We start from the raw sequence: 17,423 nt of genomic DNA, 5'->3' as shown, positions 1-17,423 counted from the left end.
GATATGAAAGAACAACGTACAAATCACATGGAATATATGCCAGGGATGGAAGTTATCGAGTCAGATATAATGAATCAAGTAGTCAGCAGAATGGAAGCATACGATTATGAGAAGTATACAGCAGCAGATGTGCAAAGAGCTTTGAATAATGACTATCGGACTATCGAAGACTTTGCAGCTTTATTATCTCCAGCAGCTATGCCTTTTTTAGAAGAAATGGCTCAATTAGCAAAAGAAGAGACAAGAAAGCATTTTGGTAATTCAGTTTATATGTTTACACCTTTATATCTAGCAAATTATTGTGAGAACTACTGTATCTACTGTGGATTTAACTGTCATAATAAGATACGCCGTGCAAAGCTAAATTATGAAGAAATAGAAAAGGAAATGCAGGCAATAGCTAAAACAGGATTAGAAGAAGTTCTTCTTCTGACCGGTGAGAGCAGAAAAATGTCTGACGTAAAATATATAGGAGAGGCCTGTAAAATAGCACGCAAATATTTTAAGCTAGTAGGCTTGGAAGTATATCCAATGAATTCGGATGAATATGAATATCTTCGTGAATGTGGTGCGGACTTTGTTACAGTATTTCAAGAAACATATAACTCAGATAAGTATGAGACTTTACATTTAGAAGGCCATAAACGTATATTCCCATACAGAGTTAATGCTCAAGAAAGGGCACTAAAGGGTGGAATGCGTGGGGTTGGATTTGCAGCTTTGCTTGGTCTAGATGATTTTCGTAAAGATGCTTTTGCTACAGGTGTACATGCTTACCTGCTTCAAAGGAATTATCCTCATGCAGAAATAGCATTTTCATGCCCAAGATTAAGACCGATAATTAATAATGACAAAATTAATCCAAGGGACGTTCGAGAACCGCAACTATTACAAGTAATCACAGCGTATCGTTTGTTTATGCCGTTTGCAAATATTACTATTTCAACAAGAGAATGTGAAAGATTCCGTAATAATGTTATTGGTTTAGCAGCTACTAAGATTTCAGCAGGTGTAAGTACTGGAATTGGTAGTCATGCAGAAGAAGCTGAGGATAGAGGCGATAACCAATTTGAAATTGCTGATTGCAGAACGGTAGAGGAAGTGTATGAAGCAATTAAAGATAAAGGACTGCAACCAGTAATGAACGATTACGTTTATGTATAATTATAATTTCTTTATGAAAAACATCTTAGAATATAAGGTGTTTTTTTATCTTTTAAATATTGTTTCATATCTATTTAAATGATACTTAAAAGGTGTTATGATATTTAAAAGTATGACAACAAATTTAATAGGTAAAAAGCGGAATTAAGAAATTATATAATATATTCTTTACTTAATTTAGAATATGAATATGTTTTGCCTGGTAGGAAGAAGTGATATTTATGGAATTTATAAATGTAAATAGTATACAAGAAAATGGTATAGTTAAATTCATTACACCTAATAAAACTTTGTTTGATGGCGTAATTAGAAAGATATCTAGTGAATATTTAGGAATTTCAATTAACATAAAACAAAAAGAGTTTATAAGGTTAAATAAAAATGAATCTGCTGAATTTATTATAGTTTATGAGCATAAGGCTGTGAGATGTTCTTCAGTTATACTTGGCTGCAGTCAAAATGATTTTGAGCAATCTGTAATAATAAGTATACCTAAACCTATAGTATTCATTGAAAGAAGAGAGTTTGAAAGGTTGTCTGTTGTTTTGGATATAGAATATTCACCATTTCCACTTGGTGTAAAATATAAGGATTTACATAATGTAGAGGATCATTATTTTACAACTTTAAAAAAGACTTATACAGTAAATATAAGTGGAGGAGGAATATGTATTTTAGTTCCAAAAGATGAAATAGATTTTAAATATGGACTTATATCAATGCCTTTGAAAGATGAAAAAATCGTAGCGCTATGTGAAAAATTAAGAAGTGAGCCGTTTAATAATCCACAATATGATAGACTCGTTTACAAGTTTAATGATATAAAACCAAAACATAGGCAGCTAATTATAGATTTCATTTCAGAGAAGTTTAAAGAGGAACGTCAGAGTGGATTCGGTTTAATTATGGAGGGTAAAGATGAGCAAGAATAAAGGAGAAGTTACTTTATATTTAATGAGACATGGACAAACTATTTTGAATAAGGCTGGAAGGACACAAGGGTGGTGCGATGGAGTTCTAACAAAAGAAGGGCTTGAAGTAGCCGTAAATGTGGGACTTGGGCTTAGTGATGTTAAGTTTAAAGCCGTATATAGTAGTGATTTAGGTAGGGCTGTTAAGACTGCAAGAATAGTAATAAAAGAAAATACAGCAAGTACTAATTTGAAATTAGTGGAACTTGAAGGTTTGAGAGAAGTATGTTTTGGGAAATATGAAGGAGAGAAGGAAGTGATAATGTTTAATGACATTATGAATTTTCTTAATGTAAGTTCTATTAAAGAGGCGGTAGAGAAATATGATTTTCAAAAAGAATATTGCAATTCATGTGCTGAGTTAGATGAAACAAATGAGGCAGAAAATTATGAAACTGCATTAAATAGAGTTATGAGAAGTATAAAGGATATATGCGAAGAAAACTCAAATGAGGATGGGGGAAACATACTTGTCGTAGTCCATGGAGGAATGATCAGACTAATTATTGATCATTTAGACAAGAGTTTTAACGTAAGAGATATGGCTAATTCTAGTATATCTAAGATTATTTATAAAGATGGAAAGTTCACTGTTGAATCTGTAAATGATACTAGCTATAGTGAGAAAGGAAAGGCTATAAAATGCAGTAGCTATAAAAGAAGCTAGAAAAATGGTCATCTCATCTAGTTTATTTGTGTACAGGCCATTCGAAAGCGGATTAATTTAGTTATGCTCGCCACAAAATTGTGGTGATTGAGGTTTGGCGCCTAATTATAATAATATTAAATCTGATTAGGAGGTTACATTTCTATTTACTGGCTCTATAAATTAGAGCATATTGAAAATAGAGGTAACCTCCTTTTTAGTATTATAAATCAATCTATTTATCTTTCAATTGGATACATTTACATGTTTATGTATAAGTAGTAAAATAGGAATTGTGGGGAAAGGGATAAAATCAAAAGATAATTTGTTGAAAAACATTATGAGGAGGTATTGTATGAAAAGTATAAGGAAATTCAGAGAGCTTCTAAATTCAATTAAGTTTGAGGTATTAATAGAATGGAGCTTTTTTTCAATTTTTATGATATTTCTATTTTGGATTAATTATTATAATAAGTTGTTCTTTCATACGGCAATTGAGATATTTATTAACTTTATTTTTGTAGTCGTATTTGTATTTGCTTTTAATACTTATAGAATTCATAAAAATAGTTTCTTATTAGTTCTGGGAACGGGTTACTTTTTTGTAGGAGTATTAGGGATTTTTCATCTATTATCATTTCCAGGAATGCCGTTCCTAAGTTATATAGACGGTATGAAGACGGCATCTCAATTTTGGATTTCTTCAAGATATATGGGCGTTTGTACATTTCTATTAGCTAGTATATTTATGTGGAAACCTGATAAAAAAGTTAATCCTTACACTATATTTATTGTTTATTTTTTTATTACTATGTTTTTGGTAATATCAATATTAGCGGCCAAAGTTTTCCCAGAATGTTTCATTGAAAATGTAGGACTTACACCTTTTAAAGTGATTAGCGAGTATATTTTGTGTATAGCTTTTTTATCTATAGCGGCCATATTTTCCACATTAAGAAAATATGTTAGTAGATATCTGTTTATCTGTATTGAAGGCTTTCTTATATTATCAGGAATATGTGAAATGTTTTTTATAAGTTATATAACTCCATTTGAGTGGACAAATATCATAGGACATATAATGACAGTTATAGCTTCATATCTTATGTACAAAGGGGTTGTTGAGGCAGGATTGAGAAGGCCTTATAATATTATAAATGAAAATTTAAATTTTGCTGATAATAGGGCAAAATTATTTGAAGAAATAATATTCACAAATCAACAATGCTTTAATATGGTAATTAACAACTCCGATAATGCTATTTTTGTTATTAGTGATAATAAATTGATTTTCGCAAACCAAAGAATGAGTGAACTCCTAGGCACAAGAAATTTGGAAGACATTATTGGGTTAGATGTTGGAAATATATTAGTTGATGAAATGAGAGATGCGGCGTTTGAACGAATTAACAATGCAGTTTTTAATAAGGGAAGTACTCCGTTTACAGAGAGTAAACTATTGAGACTAGATGGTAAAGTGGTCGATATTGAGGTTACAAATTGCTTTTGTATGTATGAAGGAAAAACTTCAGCGATGGTTATGTTTAGGGATATTACTCCAAGGAAGCAAATACAACTTCTTGAAAATCATATATTAGAAAATAAAAGGCAAATAAATAAGACAAATGAACTAAATAAAATGATGACAGAATTTTTTTCTAATATATCCCACGAGTTGAAGACACCTTTAAATGTAATACTAGGAGCTGTTCAGATATTATCATTACCTTCAAAAGAAAATGGTAATGCTATAGAGAATTTAGCAACAAGTAAATATCTAAAGACAATAAAGCAAAATTGTTATAGACTTGTAAGGCTTGTAAATAACCTTATAGATATATCAAAATTTGATTCTGGTTACTTTAAAGTTGATTTACATAATCACAATGTTGTAAGTGTTGTTGAAGATATAACCTTATCAGTGGTGGATTATGCAAGGAATAAAGGAATTGAATTATTATTTGATACTGATGTAGAAGAAAAAGAAATGGCAATTGATTTAGATAAAATTGAAAGGATAATATTAAATTTATTGTCTAATGCCATTAAATTTACTAATAGGGGTGGACAAATACTTGTAAGTCTGTTTAATAAAGGGGATAAAGTACTTATTTCAATCAAGGATAGTGGAATAGGAATGCCAAAAGATAAACTAGATATGATTTTTGAAAGATTTGGGCAAGTAGAAAAAAACCTTGCACGCAATAAAGAAGGTAGCGGAATAGGGCTATCTCTTGTAAAATCAATTGTAGATATGCATGATGGAAATATTAAAGCTTTAAGTGAGGATGGAAAAGGAAGCGAGTTTATTATTGAATTACCTGTTAGATTAGTTGAAGTTAGACAAAATTCTGATGGGCATTTATATGAAAGTAAAGTAGAAAAAATAAGTATTGAATTTGCGGATATATATTCATTATAAGTTAATAAAAGATATGATTAGAAGATAATATTGTCTATATATTCTGTTAACAAAGAAATTACTTGGTGATAAAGTAAGGAAAATTACGTCCTTAAATTAATTTGCGGTAAATGACATGTAAAATTATATTATTATGTTACTACTATTAACAATTTAATTGACACCAAGGTGCAACATAAAAAATAGAGGGAATGAGATAAATGAAACATATGATGTTAGTATTCAATTGTAAGTCAGGAATGATTTTAGCCGAGGATATAATACATAATGGGGCAAAGCTTGCTTCAAGAAATACAGTACTTAATTCATATATTATTGACAAATTAATTGGTTTGGGGGAGCTTAAGGTTAGCGTTTATGTCGCAGAAGACATAGATAATTTAGATAAAAACAATCATAGTATATTGAAAAAATTTAAACACGAATATGGGGTAAATATTCATTTAATGAAAAGAGTATTAAATGAATTAATAACTGAAACTAAAGTTAATGTTGATGATGTTTTGCAAATATCCAACTTTATAGTTAACTATTTAGATGAGCCTAATACATTAATTGAGTGTTTAAACTCATTAAAGGAGGCAGATGAATATACTTACACGCACTGTTTAAATGTAGCTATATACTCGATGCTTATAGCAAAGTGGATGAATTTATCCTTTGAATCAATTATAGATGTTATTCAGGCTGCACTTCTTCATGATATTGGAAAAATAAAAATAAGTAACGAAATTTTGAACAAACCTAGTAGGTTGACTAAAGAAGAATTTGATGAAATAAAAAAACATTCGATTTTGGGTTATGCTATAGCCAATAAACATCATGGTTTTAATGAGAATATAAAAGAAGGAATTCTTATGCATCATGAAAGAATTGATGGAAGCGGATACCCATTTGGTAAAAAGGGAATGGACATAGCGTTAAGTGCAAAGATTGTCGCAGTAGCTGATACTTTTGATGCTATGACTTCAAGTAGAGTATATAAAAAAGGTGTAACTCCATTTAAAGCTTTTCTAATGTTCATAACTGAGGGAATAAATCAATATGATATCTCTGTTATTTTTGCATTACTAGAGAATATAAGTGCATATTATATAGGCATGAAAGTAGAATTTGAAGATGGAAGGATTGGCGAAATTGTGTATATACCGCCTAATGATGTACTATGTCCAATAGTGAAAATTGATGATGAGCTTATAGATCTTTCAAGAGAATCAGGGTTTAATATAATTAATATTTTTAATTAATGATTTCTTAACAAACTAAAAGTGATTTTAGAGGGTATAAAAGCACAAAAGAATGAAGAAAAATGATTTGCATTATAATTAAGTATAAAATAACCTCATGAGTAAGTAAAATCTTCTATGGGGTTATTTTATATAGTATTTTATAGACTGGCTTATTTTTACAATTGAGTATTCATAGGTATTAAACAGTATAGGATTTGTGCAATTGTTGGTGTCAAAGTAAAAAAAGTTGAAAAGGAAAACTCTCAAGCATCATCTAGAATTAGGGAAAAGTGTTTTTGGGTTAGTGTACAGTATAGTGTGTAAAAATATGTTATAATAAATTAGAAAGAGTATAAAATAACGCTCTATAATTCCGAAACATTCAAGTGTAAATTTGAGAAAAAATTTAATTTTATATGAAAATTGAAATATTTTCATATGTATAGTAGATTAATGATTAGGTGAGATCATAATTGAATATTAAATGAACTAATAAAATATAGTAAATTATATATTATCAAATAAAAAATAAAATTGGGGGGATGATTAATGTTAAAAAAGTACAAACATGCTTTAGAAAATATTAATAAAGTATTTTTTATGATGATTGGAGCAGCTCTGGCATCAATAGGGCTAGAAATATTTTTAATACCTAATAACATAATTGATGGAGGAATGACGGGGATATCTATAATGGCAAGTTACTTAACTAAGGTACAGCTTGGAATTTTTATATTGATATTTAACTTACCTTTTGTCATTATAGGGTATAAACAAATAGGAAAGACTTTTGCCCTTTCAACTATATTCTCAGTAATATGCTTTTCAATAGGGGTAACTCTTCTTCATCCTATTTCAGGCATAACACAGGATATCCTTTTGGCAACAATATTTGGTGGTATCATACTAGGCGTAGGAGTAGGTTTAATTATTAGAAATGGTGGTTCATTGGATGGAACTGAAATTGTTGCTATAATACTTGATAAGAGAAGTGCATTTTCAATAGGAGAAATAGTAATGTTCTTTAACCTATTTATATTGGGAAGTTCGGGTTTTATTTTTGGATGGGACAGAGCGATGTATTCTCTATTAGCTTACTTTATTGCTTTTAAGGCGATAGATATTACAGTTCAAGGACTTGATGAATCGAAAGCTGTAATAATTGTTTCAGATAAAAATAAGGATATTTCCGAGGCAATAATAGATAGACTTGGAAGGGGGCTTACTTTTTTAGAAGGAAAGGGAGCGTACAGTGGAAATGAAACAAATGTAATATATGTAGTATTATCAAGACTTGAAATAGCAAAGTTAAAAAATATTGTAAATGGTTTTGATGAGGATGCCCTAATTACAATTACAAGTGTCGAGGGCACTGGAAAGAAGTATAGAAAGAAAGCTATACATTAAGCAGTTAATAAAATTGTTTTTCTAATCAAACGGAGACACCGTAATACACTAATAAACTACCGTATTACGGTGTTTTTTTATCTAGAAAAAGATATGGAAGTTTTTAAAAAATTTGTGTAATTTACAAATTATGTTATAATGTGAATATATTTCAGTAATGAGGGCAAAACAATAATAGTTAAAAAAATTATAAGTGAGGATTAAAATGAAGCAGATAACTCGAAGATATGATCTTGATTGGCTCAGAACAATAGGCGTTTTATTAGTAATTCCTTTTCATTCATTACTAATGTTTAATATGGATCCAGGTGCCATAGTATATGTAAAGGATACTATTGATGTAAAACTTTTTAATATATTGGATAGAATTCTTCATTCATTTCATATGCCTCTTCTTTTTATAATTGCTGGTATGTCTGTTTATTTCTCATTGCAGTGTCGTACAAAAACTAAGTATATAAATGAAAGAGTAAGAAAGTTACTAATTCCTTCTTTGTTTGGTTGTATAATATTAAATCCAGTAATGACATATATATATTTAATATCAAAGAATGAAAATGTATCATTTTTAAATCATTTGTTGAGGTTTTTCACTAAGAATCCAGGGGATTTTGTAGGATTGACTGGTGCTTTCACGCCAGCTCACTTATGGTTTGTAATTTATCTTTTAATATTTTCTTTAGTGGGGTTGCCTTTTTTTATGAAAATAAGTAAAGGTGACTTTAATAATTTGTTATTTAGACTTGGAGATTTTTTAGAAAAACCATTAATGCTTATATTAGCAGCTATACCTGTTACAATTTTTTCAGCAATTAATATTTTGGGTGATAAGAATCCTTTAGTTTATTTTGCTATATTTTTCATTGGTTTTTTGCTAGCAGCTGATGATAGGTATCAAAAATCTATTATTAGAGATAAATGGATATATTTAATTCTAAGTATTATTTTCGTATATTTAAAGTTTAATATACCACATACATTTGAGACGTGGTCTCCAATTTGGTGTATTTATGGGATTTTTAATTCTTCAACAACAATTGTATCTGTATTTGCACTTCTTGGATTGGCAAATAGATTTATCAACAAAAATACAAGGGTATTGGATTACTTATCGAAAGCTTCATTTCCTGTGTATATAATTCATATGCTTATAAATACAATGGTTGGTTTTTGTATCATAAAGCTTAATATAATCCCAGAAATTAAATTCATATTGATCGTTGTAATTACATTTATAGCCTGCTTTCTTGTTTATGAATTTATAAAGCGTGTGGAATTTTGGTGTTATATATTTGCTATTAAATCAGAGCAGAAGTTATCAGAGGAAATTAAGCCTAAAGAAATATATGATGAAACTAAATTATTTTAGATCTCTACTATAAATCAATCTCTGGGGGGAGATTATGTTTATAGAATATTTATAAAATGTGATATGATAAACTTATATAATTTGAAAATTACAAAGGAGAAGTAAAAGTGAAATTTAGACAATCTGTTAAGAAAGATGTTGATAGAATAATGGAAATTATTGAACAAGCTCAGAATTATTTCAAAGAACAGGGGATAGACCAATGGCAAAATGGATATCCTAATCCAGAAGTTATTTTAAATGATATAGATAATGGACATAGTTATGTCTTGGTTAAGGATAATAAGATTATCGCAACAGCAGCAGTTTCTTTCGATGGAGAAATAACTTATAATACTATTTACAATGGAAAATGGTTGAGCAATAATGAATTTACTGTAGTTCATAGAGTAGCAGTTGATAATGCGTACAAGGGACAAGGCTTATCGTCTGTCATTTTAAATAATGTAAAGGAAATTTGCTTAGAGAAAGATATGTATAGCATTAAGATAGATACTCATAAAGAAAATATATCTATGCAGAATTTATTGAAGAAAAATGGTTTTGAGTATTGTGGAGTAATCTTATTAGAGAATAAAAGTGAAAGAGTAGCTTTTGAAAAAATACTTGTATAGTATTTCTTTTAAAGGAATTTTTTGCGGTAGATGAAATTGTCAAAAGGAGAAACAAATTTCAGAAGTCACTAACTGTAATTTTATAGGTAGTGACTTTTTCTTTTAATCTAGGAGTGAAGAATTTTTATGGAATGAGAAATTAGTTGCATATAAAAGTATAAATATACAACATGTTTAACTTTTAACTAGAAAGACATATAATGATGTGGTAAAATATTACTTATCGGTGTAAAATTACAAAAAAGGTTGTTGGATTTGGGGGTATTATTATGGGTGGAAAGGGTTCGGGTATTTCTATGGATAAAATTCCTTGTGTATTAGTAAAAGAGGATAAAGTTATTGAGGTGAATGAAGAATTTATAGAAATGACTGAATATAATATGGATGAAATAATTGGTAAGAATATAGAAAAGGTATTTAGCCTCTTGAGGGGCGGTCCGTGCATTGATGCTAAAAACATTGATGAAAAAGCCGACTATTTTTTATTTACAAAATCTCTTGAAGTAAGGTATATTAACATTGAGATAGTTATAGAAAAGGAAGAGATAAGGTATATTATAATAGAAAAGCAAGGTTCAAAGTTTGAAATTAAACACTCATATTTATCTCAGTTATGTAAATCAAACGACATCGGGGTTGCAGTTTATAGCGTACCTGATATGGTGCTTATTAAAGCAAATCAGAAATATTTAGATTTCCTAGAACCACCATTTAACAAATCTTATTATAGCATAGGAAGGAAAATAGAAAAGATTATAACAAATTGGAAAGAAAGTCATGTAGCAGAATTTTGGCAACAAGCTATATGTACAGGAGAATCAGTTCAAATAAATGAGTATGAACATATTGGTTATGAAAGAGGCATTACTTATTGGAACTCTATAATCACACCAGTACCTGAAGACGGAGCGATAAAATATGTGGTTAGTAATACTTCCGAAGTTACAGAGCAAGTTCTTAATAGGAAAAGAATCCAGGAGCAGATGGAGGCAATTAATCTTCAAAATAGACAAATGGAAGCAATATTTGAGAGTATGCCAAAGGGCATTTTTGTTAATTACAAAGATGCAAACATACTTCTTCAAAATGAGGTGGTTAGAAAGATAATACATAGTCCAAGTAAGTTAAGAATATTTAATGATAGTCATAAATATATAAAATATTTCACTATGGATGGAAAATCAATAGATTTTGAGGAAACACCATCATTTCGTGCATTGAGTGGAAAGAAAATTAAGGATGAACGAATTATTGTGAGATGTAGTAATAAAGATATGGTTTTAGATGTAAGTGCTTCACCTATTTATGATGAAGAAAATAATGTATTGATGTCTGTTGCGTCTGCTAATGATGTTACAGAGTTAGTAAACAGCCAGATAGAAATTAAAAATCAAAAGGAACAATTGAAGGCGATTATTGAAAATATATCGGATGGATTAGTTTTGATCGATAAAAGTGGTAAATTAACAATGCTAAATAAATCAGCTGGAAAATATTTTGATGTCATGGAAATTATGAGAGAAGATCTCGATAAGAGTAATATAACGTATTTTGATATTAGTGGAAATGAACTAAGAAAAGAGGAGCTTCCATCAAAAAGAATTATAAAAGGTCAGATAGTTACAGAGTTCAGAATTCTTGTGAAAAAACATAATAGTGATATATATATATGTATTAATGGTAATCCGGTATATGATGATAACGGAAATTTTTTATTTGGAATAATGTGCATGAAGGACATTACTGAAAAGGTAATACAAGAAAAGATTATACGATTACAACAAGATTCAGTTCTACGAGCCGAACGAGAAAAAAATGAAGCGCTTGAAAAAACTATAGCAATGAAAGATGAATTTCTATCAATAATTTCACATGAATTTAGAACTCCTCTTAATGTTATTAATTCTGCAGTTCAAGCTATGAAATTCATATGTAGTGATGATTTATCAGATAAAGCAAAAAAATATTTGAGCATGATAAAGTTAAATACATATAGACAGCTAAGATTAGTAAACAATCTTCTAGATGTAACTCTTGCTAGCGCAGGGAATATTAAAATTAATAAGAGAAATCTAGATATTGTATTTTTGACAGAAGCAATCGTAGATTCTGTCAAAACATATGCCGCCCATAAAGATATTACATTAACATTCATAACTTTATGTAAAGAAAAGGTAATAGGTATTGATGATGAAAAATATGAGAGGATACTTTTAAATATTCTTTCGAATGCTATTAAGTTTACACCAGCTAATAAAAGTATAACAGTAAGACTTGGTGTAAAAATTAATAATGTATATATAGAAATTGAGGATAAAGGAATAGGTATACCTAGTGAAAAAATCGATACCATTTTTGAAAGGTTTGGACAAGTTGATAGTTCATTATCCCGCCAAGCAGAAGGGACAGGCATAGGTTTATCAATTGTAAAGAAATTTGTTGAAGCTTTAGGCGGAAGTATATCAGTTAAAAGCGAGATTGATAGGGGCAGCACCTTTACTATATTTTTTCCTAATGAGGAGATTGCAGAAGATATAAGTTGTAAGACAATAGATGATTTACTCAGTGATAATAAACTTGTACAAATTACTAAAGTAGAATTTTCAGATATCTATTTATGAAAAGACAACAAATAGCTTAATAGAATATTTTTATTTTCAATGAAAAAAGGGTTATATTTAAAGAAGTCAATTCTTTAAATATAGCTCTTTATTTTAGTAATGAGAGATTTAATTATTTTCTGCTTTTTTCATAAACTCTTCTGCATTCACTATAAATCTTATATGTGAACCTTTTCCTATAGTACCTCTTTCATCTTCAGCAATTACTTCAAAAAATAGTTTTTTTCCATCTACTTTTATAAGAGTTGAATTACATTTTATATTCGCGCCAAGTAGAGAAGATTTAATATGTTTAACATTAATTTCAATTCCTACTGTGGTATAGCCTTTTGGAAGTCTCCCAGAAACTAAATCCTTAGCGGTGTTTTCCATAAATGCAATCATAGAGGGAGTTGCGTAAACTTCTAAATCTCCTGATCCCATTTTTATTGCTGTATCATTTTCAGTAACCGTTGATTCTTTTACAATCGAAGACCCTTCTATTAAATCAAATTCCATTTAACATCATTTCCTCTCTAAATTAAAATCATTAATATGGTTGAATATTTGGTTTTTATTAACACCATATTACTAAAGAAGCTTGTATCTTTCAAGTATAAAAAATAAGCTAATATATTAATGCATGTATTAGAGCAAAAAATTCACAAATATGCAGAAAGTTAATAAAATAGAATTGAGTTAATTATTTCTAGGAGAATTAAGAAGATTTATGGAATTAAATAATAAAGATAATGAAAGTTTACAGGAAGCGATTAAAGGGGTAAGAGAAGATGAATTATTTTATGATTACCTAATTGAGGAAGCACCATCTATGGAAAGCTCGACCAATAATAATATGGAAGACACACAAAATAACACTATGGGTGACTTTGTAAATACTAATATGGTAAATGTGATTAATAATGGTATGGGAGCTCCACAGAATAATACAGAAGGAAACAATACAAGTATTAAGAATACATATATATATATTCCTCATCCTAAAAATTTAGAACCACTTTATTATTTTAACAAAACTTTTATTTTAATTTATATATTATTTAACTTTTGTGTATTTTGATTTTACTTTTATATTTTATACTTTAATTATAAATAGGATAAATTAAGGAGAAAAGTAAATGAATATAGGACTTTTTACCGACACATATTACCCTCAAATTAATGGGGTAGCAACTTCTGTGCTAATCTTAAAAGAAAACCTTGAAAGCCGTGGGCATAAAGTGTATGTATTCACAACAACAGATCCGAAAGCTGATAATGAAGAGAAAAATGTATTCAGAGTACCAAGTATTCCTTTTGTTAGTGCAAGGCGTGTTGGAATGTTCTATAATCCTAGACTAGCAAAAATTATAAAGAAGCTAGGACTTAATTTGATTCACACTCATACAGAATTTTCACTTGGAATTTTTGGGAGGGCTATGGCTAAGGAATTAAAAGTACCGTTTATTCATACCTATCACACAATATATGAAGATTACACTCACTATATTGGGAAGTTTAAAGTGCTAGATCAAATTGCAAAAATAGGAGCTAAGAAAATAAGTATAAAATTCTGTAATTCTGCCGATAAAGTAATAGTACCAACAGAGAAGGTGAGAGAGCTGCTTCTATCCTATGATATAAGACAAAGTATTTCTATTATTCCAACTGGTATCGAACTTAATAAGTTCTCAAAGCATAATTACAATGCTGATATAATACAAAAATTACGTATAAGTCTAGGTATTAGAGAAAAGGATAAGATTTTACTCTATATCGGTAGAATATCAAAAGAAAAGAATATCGAGGAAATAATGGTTGCTATGAAAGATTACCTAAGAGATAAAAAGGATGTCAAATTTGTTTTAATTGGTGATGGACCAGAAAAGTGTAATTTAGAAGATATGGCACAGAAGTTTGAGATTAGTGAGCAGACGATTTTTGCGGGAGAAAGGCCATGGCATGATATTGGTATGTATTATCAAATAGGAGATGTTTTTGTAAGCAGCTCCCAAAGTGAAACTCAAGGCCTTACCTATATTGAGGCACTAGCATCAGGGTTGCCTGTTGTGGCTAAGGTAGACAAATGCTTGAAAGGTGTAATAGAAAATAATATAAATGGATATCTTTTTAATGGAAAAGAAGAATTTATAAACTCTTTAGATTCTATTCTTAATAATAACTTTAAAAAAGAAAAATTGTCACTTGGAGCTATAAAATCCATAAAAAGTTTTTCTGCTGAACATTTTGCTTATACAGTAGAGAGACTATATAAAAATATGATTTTAAATCAAGATGGATATGAAAAAATATCAGTATAGGAATATATAAACTTTATATTTTAAAATAAATTATCTATTAGTTGATAGGAGAGTTTAATTATGAAAGTAAAAACTCATGTTAAATTAGCAGAATTAGCATTCAATAGCAATACACATATTATTCCACAGGGATTTTCAAAATTCGCGTTTAATTTTGGACTTGTTATGGTAGATAATAGCTGGCTTGTAAAAACTCATCCACACTACATGCAAAAGTCTTTAGAATACATTATTGAAAAAATAGGAAAGCTTCTCTTGATTAAAAAATTTAATGCTTATCATTCTATGCAGCTTGGTATAGTTGTTCATTATCTTTGTGATTTTTGTTGCAATGCACACATATTAGGTACAGTTGGTAATATTCCCAATCATATAAAATATGAGCGAGATTTACAGAAATATTTGTTAGAGAACTATGATAATTTGATAGAGCACTTTAAAAAAGCATTAGGCAATAGAAAGTTTATTTCACATGGGTTAAGTTCAATAAAAAGTTCAATTGAAAATACATTAGATAACTATATTAAAGGTGAGGCATCTTATTTATTAGACATTAAGCAATGTGTTGAACTCACTTCAATTGTATGTTCTAATATATTCAATTTAAGTTTCGACCTAGCACATAATCTTAAATTTCGTGCAAAACAAATTCAAACGTAATCTCGGTTATATGCAAAGTTTAGTAACAAAATATATAATAAGATTAAATCAATATTTATACCCGAGAAAAAAATATAGTGAAAGTTCATTGGACTTGAAAAAATTGATAAATATTTATCCAATACGTTATATATTGCGAATATATAATGTATTGGATAAAATTTTTTGTCTTTATTTATAGGCAGCATAGTATTATAAAATAATTTTTGGAAAAACAAGAAAAAAATATAACGTTTACATAGGAAGTGTGATATAATTTATATATAAACAATTATGATCAATTAGATATTTTAGGGGGAATAAGTATGTTAGGTGCAGTTATTCTTATTAGTTTTATATTAATTGCTTGTAATGCTATTTACGAAACAGATTCAACTCAGGAAAAGACAAAGGAATTTGAATCTACAATAAATAAACAACATAAAATTTAAATAAATTTCTAAATTAATAATATAAATTTTGACTATCTATATAACTATAGATAGTCTCTTTCTGGTATGGAAAGTATTTCAAAGTATAAATCAAACTCTTAGTTTGGTTATCTACAAGTGAATATTAATATAAAAGTAAGATTATTATAAATAAAATTTAATAACTTTTATGCTATAATGAACGAGAAAAAATCAATTTATTTTTTGACATTAGACTCTTAGCATAATTAAAGGAGAATAGAAATTATGAAATTTAAATCATTTATATCAAAAGTAATTATATCATCTTTAACTGTTGGTATATTTTTAACATCAATTCCAAAGGTGCCAGCATTTGCGGATTCATTTAAGTCAGTTACCCTAGGGGCAGATTTAAGTGCTTCTCAAAAGGAACAGATGTTAAAAGAATTTGGAGTAACCCAAAATGATGCTAATATACTTGAAGTTACATCAAAGGAAGAACACACTTACTTAGGAAAAGTTGCAACAGAAGCACAGCTGGGAAACAAATCAATATCATGTTCTTATGTTGAACCAACAGACAAGGGTGGATTGAATGTAAGCACTAATAATCTTACTTGGGTTAATGATGGAATGATAAAAAATGCGCTAATTACGGCAGGGATTGAAAATGCAAATGTTAAAGCATCTGCGCCATTTAAAGTATCTGGAACTGCTGCACTTACTGGAATACTAAAAGGTTTTGAAAATAGCAGTACAGGGAAGAAAATCGACGAAAATAAAAAACAAGCGGCAAACGAGGAACTAGTTACTACAGGAGATATTGCAGAAAAAATTGGTCAAAATGATGCTAGTAACTTAATGAATGATATCAAAAAAGATGTAATAAAGGAAAAACCTAAGTCAAATGCAGAACTAAATAATATAGTAGATAAAGCCACAGAAGAATATAAAAATAAATTAACAGATGAAGATATAGCGAATATTAAATCGGTAATGAGCAAGATAAATGACTTAGATCTTAACTACAATAATCTAAAAGCACAATTAGACGATGTAACTAATCAATTAAAAGATAAGTTGAGTAGTGAAGAAGCTAAAGGTTTTTTTGCAAAATTAGAAGAGTTATTTAACAGATTCTTGAATTCAATAAAAGATATATTCTCAAAATAATTTTATAGGAGGCCTTAATTATTATAGAATTTTGTGTTTACTAATTTTTATTTTGGAGATTATATAAGTTAATTATTATAATCAGAGTTAGAGGAGAAAAGATACTATGGCAGATATAAAATTTGAGATAGAAAAGGAATTAGGAAAAATATCAGAATCATCAAAAGGATGGAATAAAGAATTAAATCTAATAAGCTGGAATGGTAAAGAAGCTAAATATGATTTACGAGATTGGGCGCCTGAACATGAGAAGATGGGGAAGGGGATTACTTTAAGTAGTGATGAACTAAAACAACTGAGAGATATTTTAAATACATTGGAGTTGTAAGTAGTTGTTTTAAGAAATGATATTTATATAAAATATCATTTCTTTTTTTCGATCATATTCAAGAGTAAAGACAGAAATTATGGTACAATATATAAATTAAGAGTTTTAGATAGAGAAAGGACAATAT

Annotated in this window: 16 protein-coding genes; 15 read left to right on the top strand and 1 reads right to left on the bottom strand. The window is 28.9% G+C overall.

All coding sequences use genetic code 11. From position 1 onward, the window contains the following. Positions 1-3: 3 nt before the first annotated feature. The 9 genes from thiH to D2A34_RS00300 all read left to right on the top strand — a co-directional run bounded on the left by thiH (position 4) and on the right by D2A34_RS00300 (position 12,443). Positions 4-1,164, top strand: a complete 1,161-nt coding sequence (gene thiH, locus D2A34_RS00340) for a 2-iminoacetate synthase ThiH (protein ID WP_079438415.1) — start codon at positions 4-6, stop codon at positions 1,162-1,164. 221 nt (positions 1,165-1,385) lie between these two features. Continuing rightward, on the top strand, positions 1,386-2,096 hold the full coding sequence (locus D2A34_RS00335; protein ID WP_119365390.1) for a PilZ domain-containing protein: 711 nt from the start codon (positions 1,386-1,388) through the stop codon (positions 2,094-2,096). Then, the gene (locus D2A34_RS00330) at positions 2,083-2,802 is read left to right on the top strand and encodes a histidine phosphatase family protein (RefSeq protein WP_119365389.1); all 720 of its coding nucleotides are present in this window, start codon (positions 2,083-2,085) and stop codon (positions 2,800-2,802) included. The genes D2A34_RS00335 and D2A34_RS00330 overlap by 14 nt, the downstream gene beginning before the upstream one ends. Before the next feature lie 334 nt (positions 2,803-3,136). Beyond that, positions 3,137-5,203 (top strand): sensor histidine kinase, encoded by a 2,067-nt coding sequence (locus D2A34_RS00325; protein WP_119365388.1) that lies wholly within the window; start codon positions 3,137-3,139, stop codon positions 5,201-5,203. A gap of 200 nt (positions 5,204-5,403) precedes the next feature. Next, positions 5,404-6,450, top strand: a complete 1,047-nt coding sequence (locus D2A34_RS00320) for an HD-GYP domain-containing protein (RefSeq protein WP_119365387.1) — start codon at positions 5,404-5,406, stop codon at positions 6,448-6,450. Positions 6,451-6,981: 531 nt separating this feature from the next. Further along, positions 6,982-7,839: a YitT family protein gene (locus tag D2A34_RS00315; RefSeq protein ID WP_079438410.1), complete on the top strand. Its 858-nt coding sequence runs from the start codon at positions 6,982-6,984 to the stop codon at positions 7,837-7,839. A gap of 205 nt (positions 7,840-8,044) precedes the next feature. Next, positions 8,045-9,208: an acyltransferase family protein gene (locus D2A34_RS00310; protein ID WP_119365386.1), complete on the top strand. Its 1,164-nt coding sequence runs from the start codon at positions 8,045-8,047 to the stop codon at positions 9,206-9,208. Positions 9,209-9,315: 107 nt separating this feature from the next. Beyond that, positions 9,316-9,822, top strand: coding sequence for a GNAT family N-acetyltransferase (locus D2A34_RS00305; protein ID WP_119365385.1), 507 nt, complete (start codon positions 9,316-9,318; stop codon positions 9,820-9,822). A 269-nt stretch (positions 9,823-10,091) separates the two neighbouring features. Beyond that, a complete protein-coding gene (locus tag D2A34_RS00300) occupies positions 10,092-12,443 on the top strand; it encodes a PAS domain-containing sensor histidine kinase (protein WP_119365384.1) in 2,352 nt (783 codons plus the stop codon). 108 nt (positions 12,444-12,551) lie between these two features. On the opposite strand, the gene D2A34_RS00295 is transcribed toward D2A34_RS00300, so the two are convergent. Next, positions 12,552-12,941 carry a thioesterase family protein gene (locus D2A34_RS00295; protein WP_119365383.1) on the bottom strand — a complete coding sequence of 130 codons (390 nt, stop codon included), beginning with the start codon at positions 12,939-12,941 and terminating at the stop codon, positions 12,552-12,554. A gap of 211 nt (positions 12,942-13,152) precedes the next feature. Between D2A34_RS00295 and D2A34_RS00290 the strand changes: the two genes are divergently transcribed. The 6 genes from D2A34_RS00290 (at position 13,153) to D2A34_RS00270 (ending at position 17,296) form a co-directional block, all read left to right on the top strand. Beyond that, complete coding sequence (locus D2A34_RS00290) at positions 13,153-13,503, top strand: hypothetical protein (protein WP_119365382.1); 351 nt, start codon at positions 13,153-13,155, stop codon at positions 13,501-13,503. Between the two features lie 58 nt (positions 13,504-13,561). After that, positions 13,562-14,743 carry a glycosyltransferase family 4 protein gene (locus D2A34_RS00285; RefSeq protein ID WP_119365381.1) on the top strand — a complete coding sequence of 394 codons (1,182 nt, stop codon included), beginning with the start codon at positions 13,562-13,564 and terminating at the stop codon, positions 14,741-14,743. 60 nt (positions 14,744-14,803) lie between these two features. Next, the gene (locus D2A34_RS00280; protein ID WP_079438403.1) at positions 14,804-15,403 is read left to right on the top strand and encodes a zinc dependent phospholipase C family protein; all 600 of its coding nucleotides are present in this window, start codon (positions 14,804-14,806) and stop codon (positions 15,401-15,403) included. Positions 15,404-15,708: 305 nt separating this feature from the next. After that, positions 15,709-15,834, top strand: coding sequence for a hypothetical protein (locus D2A34_RS27375; RefSeq protein ID WP_279221595.1), 126 nt, complete (start codon positions 15,709-15,711; stop codon positions 15,832-15,834). Between the two features lie 246 nt (positions 15,835-16,080). Continuing rightward, positions 16,081-16,968: a DUF1002 domain-containing protein gene (locus tag D2A34_RS00275; protein WP_119365380.1), complete on the top strand. Its 888-nt coding sequence runs from the start codon at positions 16,081-16,083 to the stop codon at positions 16,966-16,968. A gap of 106 nt (positions 16,969-17,074) precedes the next feature. Further along, positions 17,075-17,296 carry a YdbC family protein gene (locus D2A34_RS00270; RefSeq protein ID WP_079438401.1) on the top strand — a complete coding sequence of 74 codons (222 nt, stop codon included), beginning with the start codon at positions 17,075-17,077 and terminating at the stop codon, positions 17,294-17,296. The last annotated feature ends 127 nt before the right edge of the window (positions 17,297-17,423 follow it).

The organism is Clostridium chromiireducens (genome assembly GCF_003575225.1).
In the GTDB taxonomy this organism is placed as follows: domain Bacteria; phylum Bacillota; class Clostridia; order Clostridiales; family Clostridiaceae; genus Clostridium; species Clostridium chromiireducens.
Note: the sequence above shows the minus strand (reverse complement) of the source record. Positions and strands in the feature narration are given on the sequence as shown.